Source organism: Streptomyces sp. NPDC001508 (assembly GCF_040298665.1).
In the GTDB taxonomy this organism is placed as follows: domain Bacteria; phylum Actinomycetota; class Actinomycetes; order Streptomycetales; family Streptomycetaceae; genus Streptomyces.
Map to the genome: position 1 here is coordinate 39,412 of NZ_JBEPAP010000015.1, position 19,135 is coordinate 58,546.

The 19,135-nt window shown below is 71.7% G+C and carries 13 protein-coding genes and 1 pseudogene; 4 read left to right on the top strand and 10 right to left on the bottom strand.

Features of this window, described 5'->3' with window-relative positions:
• Positions 1-120: 120 nt before the first annotated feature.
• The 3 genes from ABT245_RS16450 to ABT245_RS16460 all read right to left on the bottom strand — a co-directional run bounded on the left by ABT245_RS16450 (position 121) and on the right by ABT245_RS16460 (position 5,981).
• Complete coding sequence (locus tag ABT245_RS16450; RefSeq protein WP_351734018.1) at positions 121-2,016, bottom strand: outer membrane protein assembly factor BamB family protein; 1,896 nt, start codon at positions 2,014-2,016, stop codon at positions 121-123.
• Between the two features lie 106 nt (positions 2,017-2,122).
• Entirely contained in the window at positions 2,123-3,919 is a 1,797-nt protein-coding gene (locus tag ABT245_RS16455; RefSeq protein WP_351734020.1) for an outer membrane protein assembly factor BamB family protein, read from the bottom strand.
• 268 nt (positions 3,920-4,187) lie between these two features.
• A complete protein-coding gene (locus tag ABT245_RS16460) occupies positions 4,188-5,981 on the bottom strand; it encodes an ABC-F family ATP-binding cassette domain-containing protein (protein WP_351734022.1) in 1,794 nt (597 codons plus the stop codon).
• A 157-nt stretch (positions 5,982-6,138) separates the two neighbouring features.
• Between ABT245_RS16460 and ABT245_RS16465 the strand changes: the two genes are divergently transcribed.
• Entirely contained in the window at positions 6,139-6,735 is a 597-nt protein-coding gene (locus ABT245_RS16465; RefSeq protein ID WP_351734190.1) for a Uma2 family endonuclease, read from the top strand.
• Between the two features lie 11 nt (positions 6,736-6,746).
• Here the strand turns inward: ABT245_RS16465 and ABT245_RS16470 are convergent, their stop codons facing one another.
• The 6 genes from ABT245_RS16470 to rsmI all read right to left on the bottom strand — a co-directional run bounded on the left by ABT245_RS16470 (position 6,747) and on the right by rsmI (position 13,049).
• Complete coding sequence (locus ABT245_RS16470; protein ID WP_351734024.1) at positions 6,747-7,640, bottom strand: 4-(cytidine 5'-diphospho)-2-C-methyl-D-erythritol kinase; 894 nt, start codon at positions 7,638-7,640, stop codon at positions 6,747-6,749.
• Positions 7,637-8,503, bottom strand: a complete 867-nt coding sequence (rsmA, locus tag ABT245_RS16475) for a 16S rRNA (adenine(1518)-N(6)/adenine(1519)-N(6))-dimethyltransferase RsmA (protein WP_351734026.1) — start codon at positions 8,501-8,503, stop codon at positions 7,637-7,639. The genes ABT245_RS16470 and rsmA overlap by 4 nt, the downstream gene beginning before the upstream one ends.
• A 153-nt stretch (positions 8,504-8,656) precedes the next feature.
• Positions 8,657-10,090, bottom strand: coding sequence for a resuscitation-promoting factor (locus tag ABT245_RS16480; RefSeq protein ID WP_351734028.1), 1,434 nt, complete (start codon positions 10,088-10,090; stop codon positions 8,657-8,659).
• 115 nt (positions 10,091-10,205) lie between these two features.
• Entirely contained in the window at positions 10,206-11,084 is an 879-nt protein-coding gene (locus ABT245_RS16485) for a TatD family hydrolase (protein ID WP_351734030.1), read from the bottom strand.
• Between the two features lie 83 nt (positions 11,085-11,167).
• Complete coding sequence (locus ABT245_RS16490; protein ID WP_351734032.1) at positions 11,168-11,593, bottom strand: hypothetical protein; 426 nt, start codon at positions 11,591-11,593, stop codon at positions 11,168-11,170.
• A 607-nt stretch (positions 11,594-12,200) separates the two neighbouring features.
• Positions 12,201-13,049: a 16S rRNA (cytidine(1402)-2'-O)-methyltransferase gene (gene rsmI / locus ABT245_RS16495; RefSeq protein WP_351734034.1), complete on the bottom strand. Its 849-nt coding sequence runs from the start codon at positions 13,047-13,049 to the stop codon at positions 12,201-12,203.
• Positions 13,050-13,145: 96 nt separating this feature from the next.
• Between rsmI and ABT245_RS16500 the strand changes: the two genes are divergently transcribed.
• From ABT245_RS16500 to ABT245_RS16510, 3 genes are all read left to right on the top strand, one after another.
• Positions 13,146-14,900, top strand: a complete 1,755-nt coding sequence (locus tag ABT245_RS16500; RefSeq protein ID WP_351734036.1) for a dolichyl-phosphate-mannose--protein mannosyltransferase — start codon at positions 13,146-13,148, stop codon at positions 14,898-14,900.
• Between the two features lie 144 nt (positions 14,901-15,044).
• Positions 15,045-16,670: a penicillin-binding transpeptidase domain-containing protein gene (locus ABT245_RS16505; RefSeq protein ID WP_351734038.1), complete on the top strand. Its 1,626-nt coding sequence runs from the start codon at positions 15,045-15,047 to the stop codon at positions 16,668-16,670.
• A 105-nt stretch (positions 16,671-16,775) separates the two neighbouring features.
• A complete protein-coding gene (locus tag ABT245_RS16510) occupies positions 16,776-18,452 on the top strand; it encodes a penicillin-binding transpeptidase domain-containing protein (RefSeq protein ID WP_351734040.1) in 1,677 nt (558 codons plus the stop codon).
• A gap of 163 nt (positions 18,453-18,615) precedes the next feature.
• Here ABT245_RS16510 and ABT245_RS16515 read toward each other — a convergent pair.
• Positions 18,616-18,969, bottom strand: a pseudogene (locus tag ABT245_RS16515) (SsgA family sporulation/cell division regulator); the annotation flags it as partial.
• Positions 18,970-19,135 lie beyond the last annotated feature (166 nt).

The window sequence follows — 19,135 nt, forward strand, 5'->3', positions numbered from 1 at the left end:
AGTGCCCCGGATCGGAGGAATCTCTTGCTTTCCCGGCATGCGGGTGGTGGGCGGCATGCGCACGGCCCCGCCCCGTGCGACGAGCGGGGGCGGGGCCGTCGGGCCGGGGCGGGCCGGCGATCAGCCGCCGGTGCCGAACGCGACCACCAGATACTCCTTGCCGTAGGCGGTGTTGGTCTTGTGGGCGAACACCGCCGACATGTACAGGCGGCCCTGCGCGTAGCGGATCTCCGCGTAGTCCGGCAGCATGCCGGTCTCCGCGTCGCGCACCGCCTTGGTCGCCGGGTTCTCCAGCAGCTTGGTCTCCTTGAAGGAGTTGCCGTCGAGGCTGACGATCTGGCCGCCCTTGTCGTAGGGCGGGCGCTTGTACGCGATCAGGTTGGCGCCGTCCATGCGCAGCGGGGTGATCGTGTAGCCGTCGCCGGCGTCCCCGCGCTGGCCGGTCTGCTTGCCGGTGGCCAGGTCGAAGGCGACGATCTCGTTGGTCTTGCTGTACTGGCCGCTGCCGTCGTGCTCCTCGGTCGGCACATACAGCTTGTCGCCGCCGACGACGATCTGCCGGCAGTACTCGATCCGGGAGATGCCGTCGCAGCGGCCGGCGTAGTCCTCGCCCGGCGCCGAGATCCTGGCACGCAGCTTGCCGGTCTTGTTGTCGATGGAGAAGTAGTCGGAGATGCCGCTGCCGTCACCGGCGCTGTCGCCGACGTCGGCGGCCACCACCAGCGGGTCGGTCGAGACGATCGCCGCGTACTCGATGCCCGCGGTCATCTTGTACTCGGAGATCACCTTCCCGGACTTCGGGTCGACGGTCTGGATGTGCAGCTGACGGTTGTCGTAGCTGCCGCACTTGCGGACCGCGACCAGTTTGGCGCCGCCGCCGTACCCGGCGTCGTAGCAGGTGTCGGTCGGCTTCGGCTGCCACAGCACCCTGCCGGAGAGGTCGAAGGCGGCGCCACCGCTGGTGCTGCCGACCGCGACCGTGTTCTGGGCGATCGTGACGTTATCGAAGTTGATCGGCTGGTCGCCGGAGTTGACCGTCTTGGTCCAGAGCTTGGTCCCCGCGTCGAGGTCGATCAGCCCGACCTGGCTGCACCCCTCGGTGGAGCCCTTCTTCGGCATCCGCGGCTGGAAGACGACCGCGGTCTTGTTGTCCGAGGTGATGTGGTCGGTGGCCTGGCACACCGGGCCGGGCAGCTTGACCGTCCACAGCTTGCTGCCCTTGACGGGGTCGTAGCCGACGATCTCGGCGATGCCGCTCTTGGCGTACACCTTGTCGGTGAGCCAGGAACCGGAGGTGACGACCGTGTCGTCGGTCGAGGGCAGCGGAACCTGGAAGAGGACCTTGGAGGCGGTGTCGGCGGGCGCCTTCTCCTTGCCGCCGGTGCCGGTGCCGCCGGAGCCGCCCTTGTCGTCCTTGCCGCCGGTGCCGCCGCTGGAGTTGGCCGTGTCCTTCTTCCCGGAGTCGTCGCCGGACGATTTGGCGTACACGAGACCGCCGACGACGATCAGCGCGATGGCGACGACCGCCGACACGATGATGATCAGCGGCGCCTTGGACTTCGCGGGGCCGCCGGGCGGGCCGGGCTGCGGCTGCTGCGGCATGCCCGGCGGGCCCGGATAGCCGTAACCGGGCTGCGGGCCGTACGCGTTGGGCTGGGTGTACGGCTGGGTGTACGGGCCCGGCTGCTGGCCGGGGTAGCCATAGCCGGGGGGTGTCTGGGGCGCGCCCTGCGGGGGCTGCGGCGGCTGCGGGTAGCCATAGCCGGGCGGCGGGGGCGGCGGGGTCTGGGGCGCCTGCGGCGGCTGCTGCGGATGGCCGGGGCCCTGCTCCGGGGCCTTGCCGAAGCCCGGCGGGGTCGCGGGCGGGCCCTGCGGGGCCGATGGCGTCGGCGGTCCCGCGGGCGGCTGGGGCGCGCCGAAGCCGCCCGGTGCGGGCTGCTGCGGCGGCGGGCCCTGCGGCGGGCCGAAACCGCCCTGCTGGGGCGGCTGGTTGGGCGGGGGCGGCGGCTGGGTCATGACGGGTACACCTCGGAGAAACACTCGAAGACGGCGACGGCGAAGGGGGCGGCGAAAGGAATGCGGTGCTCTCCGGCGCCGCGGTGCGCGCCGGAGACGACCGGGCTCACTTGCCGAAGGCGAGCATCAGCTTCTCCTTCGAGTCGTCGTTGCCGGTGAGCCGGGTGGAGGAGATGTAGAACCTGCCGTCGACCCAGTCGACGGCACCGTCGAAGAAGCCGTTCTCGATGGTCGCGGTGGACTGCGGGTTCTGCAGCAGCTTGATCGGCTGGTGGGCGGCGCCCGCGGTCGGGATCGACACGACCTGACCGCCCGCGTCGTACGACGGCTGCACATAGGCGACGAGTTGTCCGCCCTCGGCCTTGAGCGGCTTCATCGACTCGTCCGCCGGGGACTTGACGCGCCACTTCTCCTTGCCGTCGGCGAGGCTGATCGCGACGATCTCGTTGGCACCGCTGGTGGCGTCGGTCGGCAGATAGAGCGTGTCGGCGTCGACGGCGACACCGGTGCAGCCCTGCAGCTCACGCGCGAGGATCGCCCAGCCGCACTGGGGAGCGAACTTCTCGTCGACCGTGACCTCCGAGCGGAAGCCGCCGCTGCCTGTGAAGGTGGAGATGTTCCAGGCCTTCTTGTCCTCGTTGGTCATATAGACCACGAGCGGGTCGACGGAGTAGGCGCGTGCGACCTTCCAGCCCTTCTTGACCGGCTGGGTCCACTTGACCTTGCCGGTGGCCGGGTCGAGTTCCTGGATCTCGTCGTGCTCGTTGCTGCCGGTGGCGTCGCAGGAGGCCACGGAGATCAGCCGGCTCGTGCCGCCCGCGAACGCGGTCGGGAAGCAGGCGTTGCCGTACTTGGTCTTGTCGTACAGCTTCCGGCCGCTGTCCATGTCGTACGCCGTGCCGGACTGCGAGCGGCCCACCATCAGCGTCTTGCCGCTGAGGGTCAGTTCGATGGTGATGGTGCTGTCGAACAGCGCGCCGTCGGCGACCGTGCCGGTCCAGTCCTTCTTGCCGGTGTCGAGGTCGATCGCCTGGAGCTGGTTGCACTTGGCGCGGTCGCTGGAGCCGCTCATGTACGCCACGACGACCTTGTCGTCGGCCGTCTTGTGCGGGGTGACCGCGCAGATCTTCTGCGGGAAGGTGATCGGGTCCCAGGAAGGCTTGCCGTCGGCGACGTCGTAGGCGAAGACCTGCTTGTACGCGGCCTTCACCGCCGTCTTGCCGGTGATCCACATGCCGGGCGCGTCGGCGCCGGAACCGGGCGCGTCGGGCGCCGACTTGTACCAGAGCACCCGGGACTCGCCTGCCTGGCGGCCCTCGTTGAGATCCTCCGGGTCCGAGCCGCCGTTTCCGCTGCCGTCACCGGGGTCCGCCGGGCCGGAGGCGGAGGCCGAGGGCTTGGCGTCGTCGGACCGCTCGGCGACCGGCTTCTTGCCGCCGCCGTCACCGCTGACCGCGTACACGGTGCCGCCGACGAGGAGCAGCGCCACCGCCGCCCCGCCGACGATCAGCGCGGTCTTCTTCCTGGAGGAGCCGCCGGGCGGCGGGGAGCCGGGCGCGCCGGGGTACTGCGGCTGCTGCGGGTAGCCGTAGCCGGGCTGCTGTCCGTACGGGCCCGGCTGCGGCGGCTGTCCGTACGGGCCCTGCTGCTGTCCGTACGGGCCCGGCTGGGCGTAGGGACCCGGCTGGGCGTACGGGCCGGGCTGCTGCGGCTGACCGTAGGGACCCGGCTGCTGCTGCGGTGGCTGCGCGGGCGGGGGCGGTGTGCCCGGGGGGCCCTGGGCGGCGCCGAAACCTCCCTGCGCGGGCGGGGTCTCGGGAGCCCCGAATCCTCCGCCCTGCGGCGGCTGTCCTTGCGGTGCTCCGAAACCGCCGTGCGGCGGCTGGTCGGGCGGCTGAGTCATCAGCGCTCTTCCCCCTCGTTCACTGATTTTTAGCCACGCCCTGAGGTTCGCGATGGACCCAAGGTCGTTCTCAGACGGTACTCAGACGGCCCTTTCTATCACCCGGACCCGAACGCGGACCTGGCCGGATCCACCCCTGTTCCCAAGGGAGGACCCGCCCGTGATGCCGCCGTTACGCGCCTTCACGCCCCCTTCACCCCACCCTCGCGATTGCCTCGCGCCCGGCCCGTGCACAGCGCGAACGCGCCACCGAACGCGGGCGTCGCGGCTATGCGTCATCCGCCAGTTCCAGCCAGCGCAGCTCCAGTTCCTCACGCTCGGCCGCCAAGTCGCGCAGTTGAGCGTCGAGTTCGGCCACCTTCGCGAAGTCGGTGGCATGCTCGGCGATCTGCGTGTGCAGCTTGGTCTCCTTCTCCGAAACACGGTCCAACTGGCGCTCGATCCGCTGGAGTTCCTTCTTCGCGGCCCGCTGGTCGGCGGCGCTGCGCTCCGGCGTCGCGGGCTTCGGCGCGGCGGCCACGGCCTCCTCCATGCGCCGGCGCCGCTCCAGGTACTCGTCGATACCGCGCGGCAGCATCCGCAGCGTGGCGTCACCGAGCAGCGCGTACACCCGGTCGGTGGTGCGCTCGACGAAGAACCGGTCGTGGGAGATGACGATCATCGAGCCGGGCCAGCCGTCGAGCACGTCCTCCAGCTGGGTCAGGGTCTCGATGTCGAGGTCGTTGGTGGGCTCGTCCAGGAAAAGGACGTTGGGCTCGTCCATGAGCAGCCGCAGCAGTTGCAGCCGCCGCCGCTCACCGCCCGACAGATCGCCCACCGGCGTCCACTGCTTCTCCTTGGTGAAGCCGAACGTCTCGCACAGCTGCCCCGCGGTCAGCTCGCGCCCCTTGCCGAGGTCGACCCGCTCACGCACCTGCTGCACGGCCTCAAGGACCCGCCAGGACGGGTCGAGTTCGGCGACCTCCTGGGAGAGGTAGGCGAGCCTGACCGTCTTGCCGACGGCGATCCGGCCGCTCACGGGCTGTGTCTCGCCTTCGGTGCGCGCCGCGTCCGCCATGGCCCGCAGCAGCGACGTCTTCCCGGCGCCGTTGACCCCGACCAGGGCGATGCGGTCGCCGGGGCCGAGCTGCCAGGTGACGTGCTTGAGCAGCATCTTCGGACCGGCCTGGACGCTCACGTCCTCCAGGTCGAAGACGGTCTTGCCGAGCCGCGAGGAGGCGAACCTCATCAGCTCGCTGCTGTCCCGGGGCGGCGGCACGTCCTTGATCAGCTCGTTGGCGGCCTCGACCCGGAACCGCGGCTTGGAGGTCCGGGCGGGTGCGCCGCGCCGCAGCCAGGCCAGCTCCTTGCGGACCAGGTTCTGCCGCTTGACCTCCTCGGTGGCGGCGATGCGCTCGCGCTCGGCGCGGGCGAAGACGTAGTCGGAGTAGCCGCCCTCGTACTCGTAGACCGCGCCGCGCTGCACGTCCCACATCCGGGTGCACACCTGGTCCAGGAACCAGCGGTCGTGGGTCACGCACACCAGCGCCGAACGCCGCTCCCGCAGATGCCCGGCCAGCCAGGCGATGCCCTCCACATCGAGGTGGTTGGTGGGCTCGTCGAGGACGAGCAGGTCCTGCTGCTCGATGAGCAGCTTGGCGAGCGCGATACGGCGCCGCTCGCCACCGGACAGCGGGCCGATGACGGTGTCCAGGCCCGCCGGGAAGCCCGGCAGGTCGAGCCCGCCGAACAGGCCGGTCAGCACGTCCCTGACCTTGGCGTCGCCCGCCCACTCATGGTCGGCCATGTCCCCGATGACCTCGTGCCGCACGGTGGCCGCCGGGTCGAGCGAGTCATGCTGTGTGAGCACGCCGAGCCGCAGCCCGCCGGAGTGCGTGATGCGCCCGGTGTCGGCCTCCTCCAGCTTGGCGAGCATCCGGACGAGGGTGGTCTTGCCGTCGCCGTTGCGTCCGACGACCCCGATCCGGTCCCCTTCGGACACACCGAGCGAGACACCGTCCAGCAGCGCACGCGTGCCGTACACCTTGCTGACGTTCTCGACATTGACCAGGTTGACGGCCATTTCACTCCTGTGCGCGGGGATCGATCAGCCTTCAAGCGTAGGGCCTGCGGCGGCGCGGGCGGGGCGCGCGGGGTCAGTCACTCTTTGTGATGACGTAATCGGAATGCGGCGGCTACCGTGGGGGGCAGGCAGCAGGATCCCGTCCATGGGAGGAACCATGACCGCCGAGTCCGTCGAGCACCACGTGCAGTGGCCGGTGCCGCCGCAGGACGGCTACACCGTGGACGACCTGTTCACGCTGCCCGATCTCCCGCCGCACACCGAGCTGATCGACGGGAGCCTGATCTTCGTGAGTCCGCAGCGCCGCTTCCACGGCAACATGGTCGACTTGCTCGTCTTCGGCCTGCGCAGCAGTGGTCTGCCCGCCGAGTTCAGGGTCAGCCGGGAGATGACCGTGGTCCTCGACAAGCGCAACGGCCCCGAACCGGACGTGAGCGTGATCCGGGCTGATGCGATCACCGGGCCGGGACAGACGAGCTACCGAGCCGAGGACGTACTCCTGGCCGTCGAAGTCGTCTCGCCCGATTCCGAGTCCCGTGACCGCACGACCAAGCCGCAGAAGTACGCCGCTGCCGGGATCCCGAACTTCTGGCGCGTCGAGGCGAGCGGGACGAGCGGCAGGCCTGTCATTCACGTCTACGAACTCGATCCGCTCACCAAGGCGTATGTGCACATGGGCATGCACCGTGACCGCATCAAGGTCGACAAGCCCTACCCCATCGACATCGACCTGACGGCGATCGACGAACTCTGAAGGGGCCGTTCTCAGACCACCGTCGCGCCCGCCGCCGGTCCGGAGGACGTCCGCACCGTCCTGCACGTCCCGGACGTACTCAGCGCCCGCGCCACCCTCTCCGCCGCCCCGGGGTCACGGACCAGGAACGCCGTGGTCGGGCCCGAACCGGAGACCAGGGCCGTGAGGGCGCCCGCCGTGCGGCCCACCGCCAGGGTGTCCGCCAGTTCCGGGAAGAGGGACAGGGCCGCGGGCTGGAGATCGTTGGAGACGCGGGCCGCCAGCAGGTCCGGGTCGCCCTTCGCGAGCGCGTCCAGGAGGTCCGGGGAGGCCACCGGGTCGGGAATGTCACGGCCCTCGGCGAGCCGGTCGAACTCACGGAAGACGGCCGGCGTGGACAGGCCCCGGCCGGCCATCGCGAACACCCAGTGGAAGGCGCCGCCGACGTCGAGCGCCGTCAACCGCTCGCCGCGACCGGTGCCAAGGGCCGCCCCACCGAGCAGGCTGAACGGCACATCGCTGCCCAACTCGGCGCAGATGTCAAGGAGTTCGGCCTGCGAGGAGGCCGTCCCCCACAGCGTGTCGCAGGCCAGCAGCGCGCCCGCCCCGTCCGCGCTGCCGCCCGCCATGCCACCGGCCACCGGGATGTCCTTGGCGATATGGATGTGCACGGTGGGCTCGATGCCACGGCGCCCGGCGAGCGCGACGGCGGCGCGCGCCGCGAGGTTGGTGCCGTCGAGCGGGACCTGATCGGCGTCCGGTCCTGCGCAGGTGACCCGCAGTGCGTCCGCCGGGGTCACGGTGACCTCGTCGTACAGGCCGACCGCGAGGAAGACATTGGCCAGGTCGTGGAAGCCGTCGGGCCTGGCGGCGCCCACGGCGAGCTGGACGTTGACCTTGGCCGGTACGCGTACCGTGACGCTCACTTGCTCTCCTTGTGCTCCGCGATCCGCGCGAACTCCTCCACGGTCAGCGACTCCCCGCGTGCCTGCGGCGAGACCCCGGCGGCGACCAGGGCCGCCTCGGCGGCCGACGCGGAACCGGCCCATCCGGCGAGTGCCGCCCGCAGGGTCTTGCGGCGCTGCGCGAACGCCGCGTCGACGACCGCGAAGACCTGCCGTCTCGACGCCGTGGTCTTGACCGGTTCGGCCCGCCGGACCAGGGAGACCAACCCGCTGTCCACGTTCGGCGCGGGCCAGAAGACATTGCGCCCGATGGCCCCGGCCCGTTTCACCTCGGCGTACCAGTTCGCCTTGACGGAGGGGACGCCGTACACCTTTGAGCCGGGCGCGGCGGCGAGCCGGTCCGCGACCTCCGACTGCACCATCACCAGGGTCCGCTCGATCCCGGGGAAGGTGTCGAGCATGTGCAGCAGCACGGGCACGGCCACGTTGTACGGCAGGTTCGCGACCAGCGCCGTCGGTGCGGGGCCGGGCAGCGCGGCGACGTCCAGGGCGTCGGAGTGGACCAGCGCGAACCGGTCGGCGCGCTCGGGCATCCGCGCGGCGATCGTGGCGGGCAGCGCGGCGGCCAGCACATCGTCGATCTCTACGGCGGTGACCCGGTCGGCGGCCTCCAGCAGGGCCAGGGTGAGGGAGCCGAGACCCGGCCCGACCTCGACGACCACATCGTCGGGGCGGACCCCGGCGGTGCGGACGATACGGCGGACCGTGTTCGCGTCGATCACGAAGTTCTGGCCGCGCTGCTTGGTCGGGCGCACGCCCAGCGCTGCCGCCAGCTCACGGATGTCGGCGGGGCCGAGGAGGGCGTCGGGGTTTGGGCTGCTCACGGCACAAGGGTAAGGGGCCGCGACCGGCCCCTGGCCCACCGCCCGTTCGGGCGGCCCCCGGTCCGCCTGCCCCCGGTCCTGCGGGGCCGCCGGCGCTGGCCAACGGCCCGTTCGGGCGGCCCCCGGTCCGCCAGGCCGCCAGCGCTCACGCGCTCACCCGTACAGGCGTGACCCGCAGTGCGGCCAGGGGCTCGTGCCCCGGCGCACGTACAGCTTCTTGGCCCGGTACGTCTGCTCCGCCGCCGAGGCGTCCTGCGGGCGTCCCTTGCCGCCCAGGCTGCGCCAGGTGTGCGTGTCGAACTGGTAGAGGCCGCCGTAGGTGCCCGAGGGGTCCACCGCGGTGGGCCGCCCGCTGGACTCGCAGGCCGCGAGGGCGCGCCAGTTCAGTCCCTCGGCGCCCGCGACGGAGGGCGGTGGCGGCTTGATGCCCACCCGGACGAGCTGGGTGAGCGGCTCGCGCACCACCCGGGACTTTTCCCGGCGGGGCTTTTGCCGGACCCCGTTGACGCTCCGCAGGAGATAGGTCACACGCCGCACACCCGGCTGTCCGGCACGGTCGACCACCTCGATGCCCCGGAACAGCGCGGGGTCGTTGGTCCGGCGCACCTGGAACGGGATCGGCTCCTCGCGGACCTCCTTGGAGCCGGTCACCCGCAGCACGGTCACCGTCTGTCCGTCCCGCGGGAAGCTGCCGGACGGCACGGACACGGTGTCCTGGCCGCGCAGGGTGATCCCGGCCTGCTCGATCGTCTCGCGGACGGTCGCCGCGTTGGTGCGGACGGTGCGGGCGCGGCCGTCGGCGATGACCGTCACCGCGCGTTCGGTGCGCACGTCGAGGGTGAGCCCGGCGTTGCCGATGGGCTGCGAGCGGGAGACCGACAGATAGGCACCCTCCGCGCGCACCCCGAGCTGTCCGAGCGCGTCCTCGACGGTGCGCGCCGTCGTCCACACCTCGCGCCGCTGGCCGTCGATCGTGAGCCGCAGGGGGCGCCCGTAGTGCACCGCGATCTCGTCGCCGCTGCTGAGCGCCGAGCCGCGAGCGGGCGTGACCACGTCGTGCGCCCCCACCGGCACGCCTTCCTCGGCGAGCAGTTCGGTCACGTCGTCGGCGAAGGTGTGCAGGGTGCGCGACTTCCCGTCGACGTTCAGCTCGATCGCCTTGTCCTTGGCGACGAACGCGCTGGTGCCGCCGGCCAGAAAGGCGACGACCAGCGCCTGCGGCACCAGCCGGCGCATCGCGGGTTCCGGGCGCCGGGCGTAGCGCGCCCGGCGCCGGTGCGCGGCGCGTCGGTCCGAGCGGGGGCGCATGACGGGCTCGCGCAGGTCCGTCCCGGGCCCGCCCGGCGCCTGTCGCGGCAGCAGCGGCTGCTCGTGGGCAGGTGGGTGGGTGGCCCGGTGCGCCCCGCCGGTGACAGGCATCTCCCACGTGCCGTACGCCGCCGGGGCCGGGGCCGGGGTCGGGCCGGGGCCTTGGAGGTACGTCCCGTAGGGCCCGTACATCTCCTGCGTCCCGTAGTCGTACGTTTCGTGCGCCCCATACCGGTACGTCCCATGCGTCCCGTACGTCTCGTACTGCGGATTGCTCACACCGACACGCTCCAGAGGGCCAGAAGGGGTCCAAAAGGCCCCCAGAACCTAGCGGAGCACCCGTCACTCTCCAAAACGGCACGGCTACCGAGGGTGAGGAGAGGTGACGCGGCGGTCAGTAGGCGAAGGCGCGGGCCGTGTTCGCGCCCAGGGCCGCCGCCAGGGTGTCCTCGTCGATGCCGCGCACGGCGGCCATCGCCCGCACCGTCACCGGAACCAGGTAGGGCGCGTTGGGCCGTCCGCGGTACGGCGCCGGAGTGAGGAACGGGGCGTCCGTCTCCACCAGGACCAGTTCCAGCGGGGCGACGGCGAGCGCGTCGCGCAGATGCTGGGCGTTCTTGAAGGTGACGTTCCCGGCGAAGGACATGAAGTAGCCCTCGCGGGCGCACACATCGGCCATCGCGGCGTCGCCCGAGTAGCAGTGGAAGACGGTGCGCTCGGGGGCGCCCTCCTCCTTGAGGACGCGCAGCACATCGGCGTGCGCGTCACGGTCGTGGATGACCAGGGCCTTGCCGTGCCGCTTGGCGATCTCGACATGGGCGCGGAAGGACCGCTCCTGGGCCGCCTTGCCCTCGGGGCCGGTGCGGAAGTAGTCGAGTCCCGTCTCGCCGACGCCCTTGACCTGCGGCAGCCCGGCCAGCCGGTCGATCTCGGCGAGCGCCTCGTCCAGGGCGGCGTCACCGCCCGCCTCCCGGGCGCCCTGCCGGGACCACCCCTCGGGGTCCCCGTGCACGATGCGCGGGGCCTCGTTGGGGTGCAGGGCGACGGTCGCGTGCACGGCGTCGTACGCCGCGGCGGTCTCCGCGGCCCACTGGGAGCCCTTGATGTCGCAGCCGACCTGGACGACCGTCGTCACCCCCACCGACGCGGCCCTGGCAAGGCCCTCCTCGACCGTGCCGGACTGCATGTCGAGATGGGTGTGGGAGTCGGCGACCGGCACCCGGAGGAGTTCCGGGAGCGGCGGCGCCGCGTTCTTGTCGGCGTTCGAAGGCATGCCCCGATCCTACGAAAGGGGCATGCCGCCGTGGCCGGCCCGTCCTGCACCGGCCTGACCTGCGCCGGTCAGCCCTGCGCCGGTCAGCCCGCCTTGCGCTGGAACGGATGGAGGAGATCGGACAGGTGCCAGTGGTGGTGCGGGTGCTCCGGTTCCCGCTCGGCCGTCCGCGCCGCCGGCACCTCCGGTACCTCGACCGGTCCGGCCGGGGGCGTGCGATGCCGGTTGCCGTGCGCCGCGCCGAGCACCGACGAGACCTGCCCCGCCCGCATGATCCGCACCACGCGGCCGTCGCAGTTCTGGCACACGGGCCGGCTCAGCGGTGACGGGACGACCCGCCCGTCCGCCACATACATGACGAACTCGGCGCCGTCGGCGTCCGTGTGGTGCTCTATCTCGTACGACTGCTCCCAGCCGTGCCCGCAGCGCATGCAGGCGAAGGAATACGACTCGTGAACGACGGCTGTCGCCGCCCCGCGGAGGCCGGTCTGCCCTGCGATCTCGCTCATGCCAGCTGCTCCTCTTGTCCGCCTGACCCTTCGACCAGTGGACGCCTCCAGCCGACCCGAATGCACCAGCCCTGTCGAGTGTTGGACCCGATTTGGCCCTCCCTTGCCCCACCACCCGGCCAAGCCCCCCGCCCCTTTGCCTTACCGCCCCCCCCCTTTACTCCCAGATGGGACGCAAAGCGCCCCCAGGAGCGCGGGGAACTGCGCGGCTTTTGGTTTTAGGAGCGCGGGGAACTGCGCGGTTTTTGGTATTAGGGGCGCGGGGAACTGCGCGATCAACCCCACACAACCCGCACCCCACAACACACCCCAACCCCCACGGCGCCCTTTGGCTCTTTGGGGGCGCGGGGAACTGCACAATCAGCCCCCCACACACAGCCCACACCCCACAACACACCCCAACCCCCACGGCGCGGCGCTCTTTGGCTTTTTGGGGGCGCGGGGAACTGCGCGATCAACCCCACACAACCCGCACCCCGCAACACCCCCCAACCCCCACGGCGTCCTTTGGCTCTTTGGGGGCGCGGGGAACTGCACAATCAGCCCCCACAAACCCGCACCCCGCAACACCCCCCAACCCCCACCAACGCGCCCCGCAAAACCGGCCCTACCCAGCGGAGCGCTTCGCGGAGACGACCGCGTCGAACACCACCCGCTTCGCCACCCCCGCCTCGACCGCCACCGCGGCGATCGCCTCCTTGCGCCGCTCCCCCGCCTCCTCGCGGACCCGCACCCGGCGCACGAGTTCATCGGCGCCGAGGTCCTCGGGACCGGGCTCGGGGGCGCCCTCGACGACGACGGTGATCTCGCCCCGTACCCCGTCCGCCGCCCACCGGGCCAGCTCGGCGAGCGGGCCGCGGCGCACCTCCTCGTACGTCTTGGTCAGCTCCCGGCAGACGGCGGCCCGGCGCTGCCCGCCGAACACCTCGGCCATCGCGGCGAGCGTGTCGTCCAGGCGGTGCGGCGCCTCGAAGTACACCAGCGTGCGCCGCTCGTCGGCGACCTCCCGCAGCCGGGACAGCCGCTCGCCCGCCTTGCGCGGCAGGAAACCCTCGAAGCAGAACCGGTCGACGGGCAGCCCGGACAGGGCGAGGGCGGTGAGCACGGCGGACGGCCCGGGGACCGCGGTGACCCGGATGTCCTGTGCGACGGCGGCGGCGACCAGCCGGTACCCCGGGTCGGAGACCGACGGCATCCCGGCGTCCGTCACCAGCAGCACCCGGGCGCCGCCCGTCAGTTCGGCGATCAGTTCGGGCGTCCTGGCCGACTCGTTGCCCTCGAAGTAGGAGACCACGCGTCCCTTCGTGGTGACGCCGAGCGCCTGCGTCAGCCGGCGCAGCCGCCGGGTGTCCTCGGCGGCCACGACGTCCGCGGCCGCCAGTTCCGCCGCGAGCCGCGGCGGCGCGTCCGCGACGTCGCCGATGGGGGTGCCCGCCAAGACAAGGGTTCCAGTCACGCCCCCATCCTTCCAGGGGCGGACGGACGGGGGCGCATCCGGACCCGTAGCGCCCATGCGCGGGACTCCCACAGAAGGGTTCCCTACGATGGCGCGGTGACCAGTACCGCGTCCTCCACGGACACCCGGCAGGACCAGGCCCCGCACGACCAGCGGCCGTCGTGGCTGCAGCGGCTGCGCCGCTTCGGCTATCCGGCGGGCCCGGCCACGGCCGGCGGCCCCGGCGACGTCCGCGACCGCCTGGTGCCGCCGTACGCCGAGCCCAGCCCGCGTCTCTGGCTCGCCCTGGGCGTGCCGCCGGCCCTGGCCGGGCGGATCACCCGCTGGTCGGGCTGGCTCGGCCCGCTGCTGGTGACGCTGATGGCGGGCGTGATGCGGTTCTGGAACCTGGGCAGCCCGAAGGCGGTGATATTCGACGAGACGTACTACGCGAAGGACGCCTGGGCGCTCGTCCACCGCGGCTTCGAGGTCAACTGGGACAAGAACGCCAACGACCTGGTCCTGCAGTCGGGCGGGCATCTGACCATCCCCACGGACGCGGCGTATGTGGTGCACCCGCCGGTGGGCAAGTACGTCATCGGTCTCGGCGAGCTGATCTTCGGGTTCGACCCGTTCGGCTGGCGGTTCATGACGGCCCTGCTGGGCACGCTCAGCGTGCTGCTGCTGTGCCGCATCGGCCGCCGGATCTTCCGTTCGGCCTTCCTCGGCTGTCTGGCGGGCGCGCTGATGGCGGTGGACGGCCTGCACTTCGTGATGAGCCGCACCTCGCTGCTCGACGGTGTGCTGATGTTCTTCGTGCTCGCGGCCTTCGGCTGTCTCGTCGTGGACCGGGACCGGTCGCGGGCGCGGCTCGCCGCCGCGCTGCCCGCCGACGCCGACGGCCGGGTCCGCCCGGACGCGCACACCGCCGACACGCTCCGCCTCGGCCTGCGCCCCTGGCGCTGGGCGGCGGGCCTGATGCTCGGGCTGGCCTTCGGCACCAAGTGGAACACCCTGTACATCCTCGCGGCGTTCTGTGTGCTGGCGCTGCTGTGGGACGTCGGCGCCCGCAAGGTGGCCGGGGCGCGGCACCCTTATCAGGCGGTGCTCAAGTACGACACGGGCATCACGTTCCTGGCCACGGTCCCGGTGGCGATCGCCGTGTACCTGGTCTCCTGGATCGGCTGGATCCTGTCCCCCGCGGACGGCTCGGGCGGCTACTTCCGCAACTGGGCGGCGACCGACGGCAAGGGCGGCCACTGGACGTTCCTGCCGGACTGGCTGCGCAGCCTGTGGCACTACGAGCACGAGGTGTACGAGTTCCACGTCGGCCTGTCGTCGCCGCACACCTACCAGTCCAACCCCTGGAGCTGGCTGGTGCTGGGCCGCCCGGTCTCGTACTTCTACGAGTCCCCCTCACCCGGCGCAGCCGGCTGCCCGGCCGACGCGGGCCAGAAGTGCGCCCGTGAGGTCCTGGCGCTCGGCACGCCCCTGCTGTGGTGGGCGGCCTGCTTCGCGATCCTGTACGTCCTGTGGCGCTGGCTGTTCCGCCGCGACTGGCGCGCGGGCGCCATCGCCTGCGGCATCGCCGCCGGCTATCTGCCCTGGTTCATGTACCAGGAGCGCACGATCTTCTTCTTCTACGCCATCGTCTTCGTGCCGTTCCTGTGCCTGGCGGTGGCGATGCTGGTCGGCGCGATCGTCGGCCCGCCCGGCGCCACCGACACCCGCCGGGTGATCGGTGCCTCGGGCGCGGGCGTCCTGGTCCTCCTGATCGCCTGGAACTTCATCTATTTCTGGCCCCTGTACACGGGCACCGCGATCCCCATCGACTCCTGGCGGGCGCGGATGTGGCTCGATACCTGGGTCTGAGAGGGGCGAGGGCTCAGCCGCTCCCGGCGATACGGGACCGATCTCCGTTCGGACACCATCCGACAACATCTCTCACCTCCGCACCGTGGTGCCGCCTACAGTTCGGGGGACGGTCACGGGGGCCACGGGGAGGGGATCGGCAGTATGCGCAGGGGGGCCAAGGCCGCCGTCGTGGGCGGTGCGTTCGTCGTGCTGGCGGCGGGGGCCGGGTACGGGACGTACAACATCGTGTCCGCCGTGCAGGGCGGCGGGGGGACGGGCGGCGGTCCCGCGGCCGTGCGGACCGGGCCGCCCACCGGCGCCGAAGTGCGGGAGACCACGCGGAAGTTCTTCGCCGCCTGGGAGAAGGGCGAGGCGGCGACGGCGGCCTCGTACACGGACAACAGGGCCGGCGCCGAGCCGCTGCTGACGGCGTACGCGCAGGACGCGCACATCACGCACATACGGATCACGCCCGGCACGGCGACCGGCGCCACCGTGCCCTTCACGGTCGAGGCGACGGTGTCGTACGACGGGAAGTCCCAACCGCTCGCCTACAAGAGCAAGGTGACGATCGTGCGCGGCCGGAGCACGCACCGCGCGCTGGTCGACTGGCGGCCCTCCGTCGTACACCCCGAGCTGCGGCCCGGCGACACGCTGGTGACCGGTGAGTCCGCGAGCCCGCCCGTCAAGGCGGTGGACCGCAACGGAAAGGTGCTGACGAAGGACGCCTACCCGTCCCTGGGCCCCATCCTGGACGAGCTGCGCGACAAGTACGGCGCGAAGGCGGGCGGCAGACCCGGGGTGGAGCTGGCGATCCGGCACGAGGCCGACGGCGCCGCCGACACCCCGCTGCTCACCCTCGCCGAGGGCCGGGCCGGCCGGCTGCGGACGACGCTGAGCGCGAGCGCGCAGGCCGCGGCCGAGACGGCGGTGCGCACGTACCCGGAGTCCTCGGTGGTGGCGGTGCGGCCGAGTACGGGCGAGGTGCTGGCGGTCGCCAACCACCGCGAGGACGGCTTCAACGCGGCCTTCCTCGGCAAGCTGGCCCCCGGCTCCACCATGAAGATCATCAGCGCGGCCACGCTCATCGACAACGGGATCACCACGGCCGACGGTCCCGCGCCCTGCACCCCGGACGCGATGTGGGAGGGCCAGACCTTCCGCAACCTGGAGAGCCTCGCCCCGAACCAGAACGCGACGCTCTCCGAGAGCTTCGCCCGCTCCTGCAACACGGCGTTCATCAAGTACACCGACGACCTGAAGACCGACTCGCTCACCCGGGAGGCCGAGGACCGTTTCGGCCTCGGCCGGGACGACTGGCAGACCGGTATCCCCTCCTTCGACGGCTCGGTGCCGGCCACCGGCGGCCCGGACATGGCGGCCGCCCTCATCGGACAGGGCCAGGTCCAGATGAGTCCGCTGAACATGGCGTCGGTGACGGCGACCGCGATGACGGGCGCCTTCCGGCAGCCGGTGATCGTGCCGCTCGGCCTCGACGGCCGGGAACCGGCCCGCGCGCGGGGGCTGCCCGCGGGCACGGTGGGGCAGTTGCGCGCGATGATGAACCGCACCGCGACCAGCGGCACCGCGGTCGGCGTGATGGCCGGCCTCGGCGGCGACATCGGTGCGAAGACCGGTTCCGCGGAGGTCGACGGACAGACCAGGTCCAACAGCTGGTTCACCGGGTACCGGGGCGATATCGCGGCGGCGGCGATGGCCCAGGACGCGGGCCACGGCATCGACGCGGCCGGACCGATTGTCGCAGCCGTGCTACGGACAGGTGGCTGAAGTCACCCGTACAGGACGGGACTCTAGGGTGGTGGCCGTCGTTGAGGAGCACGGGGGCGACGAGGGTGACGGGGACCCTGGGGAAATCGCGGAGGAACTGAGGCAGTGGGCAAGAGAAGGCGCGTCGTCGAACGACGGAAGAACAGACCCGCCGTGCTCGGCGGGATGTGCGCCGTCGTCGTCATCGGCGCCGGGGTCGCGGTGTACGCGCTCTACGACAGCGGCGCGGCGGCCGAGGACCGGACGCGGTCGACGTCGGCGACGGCGGACGGCAAGGCGGTGAAGACCGGCCCGTTGACCGCGGCCGAGGTGCGGACCGCCGCCACGGCCTTCCTGACGGCGTGGCAGCGGGGCGATGTCGCGCGGGCCGCCGCCGCCACGGACGACGCGAGCGCCGCCACCGCGCTGCTCACCGGCTACACCAAGGACGCCCACCTCAAGAACGTCAAGGTCACCCCGGGCACCGGCACCGGTGCCGAGGTCCCGTTCTCCGTGCGGGCCACGGTGTCCTACAAGGGCGTGAGCAAGCCGCTGACGTACGACAGCGCGCTCACGGTGGTGCGCTCCGCCTCCGACGGCGAGCCGGTGGTCGGCTGGCACGCCGCCGTGCTGCACCCCGATCTGAAGGACGGCGACAGGCTGGTCACCGGCGAGTCCGGCACTCCGCCGGTCACGGCGCTCGACCGCGACGGCGGGAAGCTGACCACGGCGGCCTACCCGTCCCTCGGCACGGTGCTGGACGGGCTGCGCGAGAAGTACGGCAAGCTGGCGGGCGGCAAGGCGGGCGTGGAACTGCGGGTGGTCCGCGGCAAGGAGTCGAAGAAGGCGAAGCTGTCCGACAAGACGCTGCTGGAGCTGAGCAAGGGCACGCCGGGCACCGTGCGGACGACGCTGAGCCCGAGCCTTCAGGCCGCGGCCGAGCGGCAGGTCGCCTCGTCGCAACGCGCCTCGGTGGTGGTGCTGCGGCCCTCGACCGGTGAGGTCCTGGCGGTGGCCAACACCAGCCGCGGCTTCAACACGGCCCTCCAGGGCTCGCTGGCCCCCGGCTCCACGATGAAGGTCATCACGTCGTCGCTGCTCATCGAGAAGGACCTGGCGGCCGCGGACAAGTCCCACCCCTGCCCCAAGACGTTCACGTACGGCGGCTGGAAGTTCCACAACGACGACGACTTCCAGATCAAGGGCGGCACGTTCAAGGCGAGCTTCGCGCGCTCCTGCAACACGGCCTTCATCAGCCAGGCGGGCAAGCTGGACGACGACGACCTGACGAAGCAGGCCCAGCAGGTGTTCGGCCTGTCCAGGAACGACTGGGCGATCGGCGTGCCGACCTTCGACGGCTCGGTGCCGGTGCAGTCGGCGGCGCAGATGGCGGCCTCGCTGATCGGCCAGGGCGGGGTGCGCATGAACCCGCTCAACATGGCGTCCGTGGCCGCGACGGTGAAGGCGGGCGTCTTCCACCAGCCGTATCTGGTCTCCCCGTCGGTCGACCACCGCAAGCTGGCCACCGCGTCCCGCACGCTGTCCGCGGGCACCCTCTCCCAGCTGCGCGAGCTGATGCAGTACACCGCGGCGTACGGTACGGCGGCGCAGGCGATGTCGGGACTCGGCCCCGACTACGGCGCGAAGACGGGGTCGGCGGAGGTCGACGGGCAGAAGAAGCCGAACGGCTGGTTCACGGCGTACCGCGGGGACCTGGCCGCCGCGGGCGTGGTCCAGGCGGGCGGGCACGGCGGCGACACGGCGGGACCGATCGTGGCGGCGCTGCTGCGGGCGGGCGGCTGAGGCGGCGCCGGGACCGGGCCCGGGGCGCCGTGCACAGTGCCCTGAAGTGCTCAGAGTGCTGTCTGAGTGCTCAGCGCTCTGTGCTCAGTGCTCTGTGCTCAGTGCTCAGTGCTCTGTGCTCTGTGCTCTGTGCTCTGTGCTCAGTGCTCAGTGCTCTGTGCGCCACGGGTTCGGCGGCCATGTAGGTGCGCCGCAGGAACCGGAGCAGGGCCTTCGACTCGAACTGCACCACGGAGACCCCGTGCGCGGAGTGGAACTCCACGACGGCCTGGACGCGGCCGCAGGGCCACACCCGGACGTCTCCGCTCTCGGCGGGCGCCCGCAGACCCTGTTCGAGCAGCGCGCGTGCGAACGTCCACTCATGGGGTCCGGGCAGCGGATCGGGCAGTCCGACGCGCACCGACCTCGGATCCGCCTCGGGGTCGTAGCGCAGCATGACGGGGACGGCGGGGGCGTCCTCGCGGATGTCCTCGTCCGTGACGATGTGGGCTCGTGCGTACTGTTCGACTACGGACATCAGACGGCCCCTAACGCGGCGTTACTGATAGAAATCCTATGTATTCGCTAGTACCCGCCTCCTCTTCAATGTCGCATATTTCCAAGAATGCGCTCATTGGAAGCGAGCCGATCTCACCTGTGCAATAAACGACAACCTCGCTCTTGCAAGGTATTCGCAACAAGCG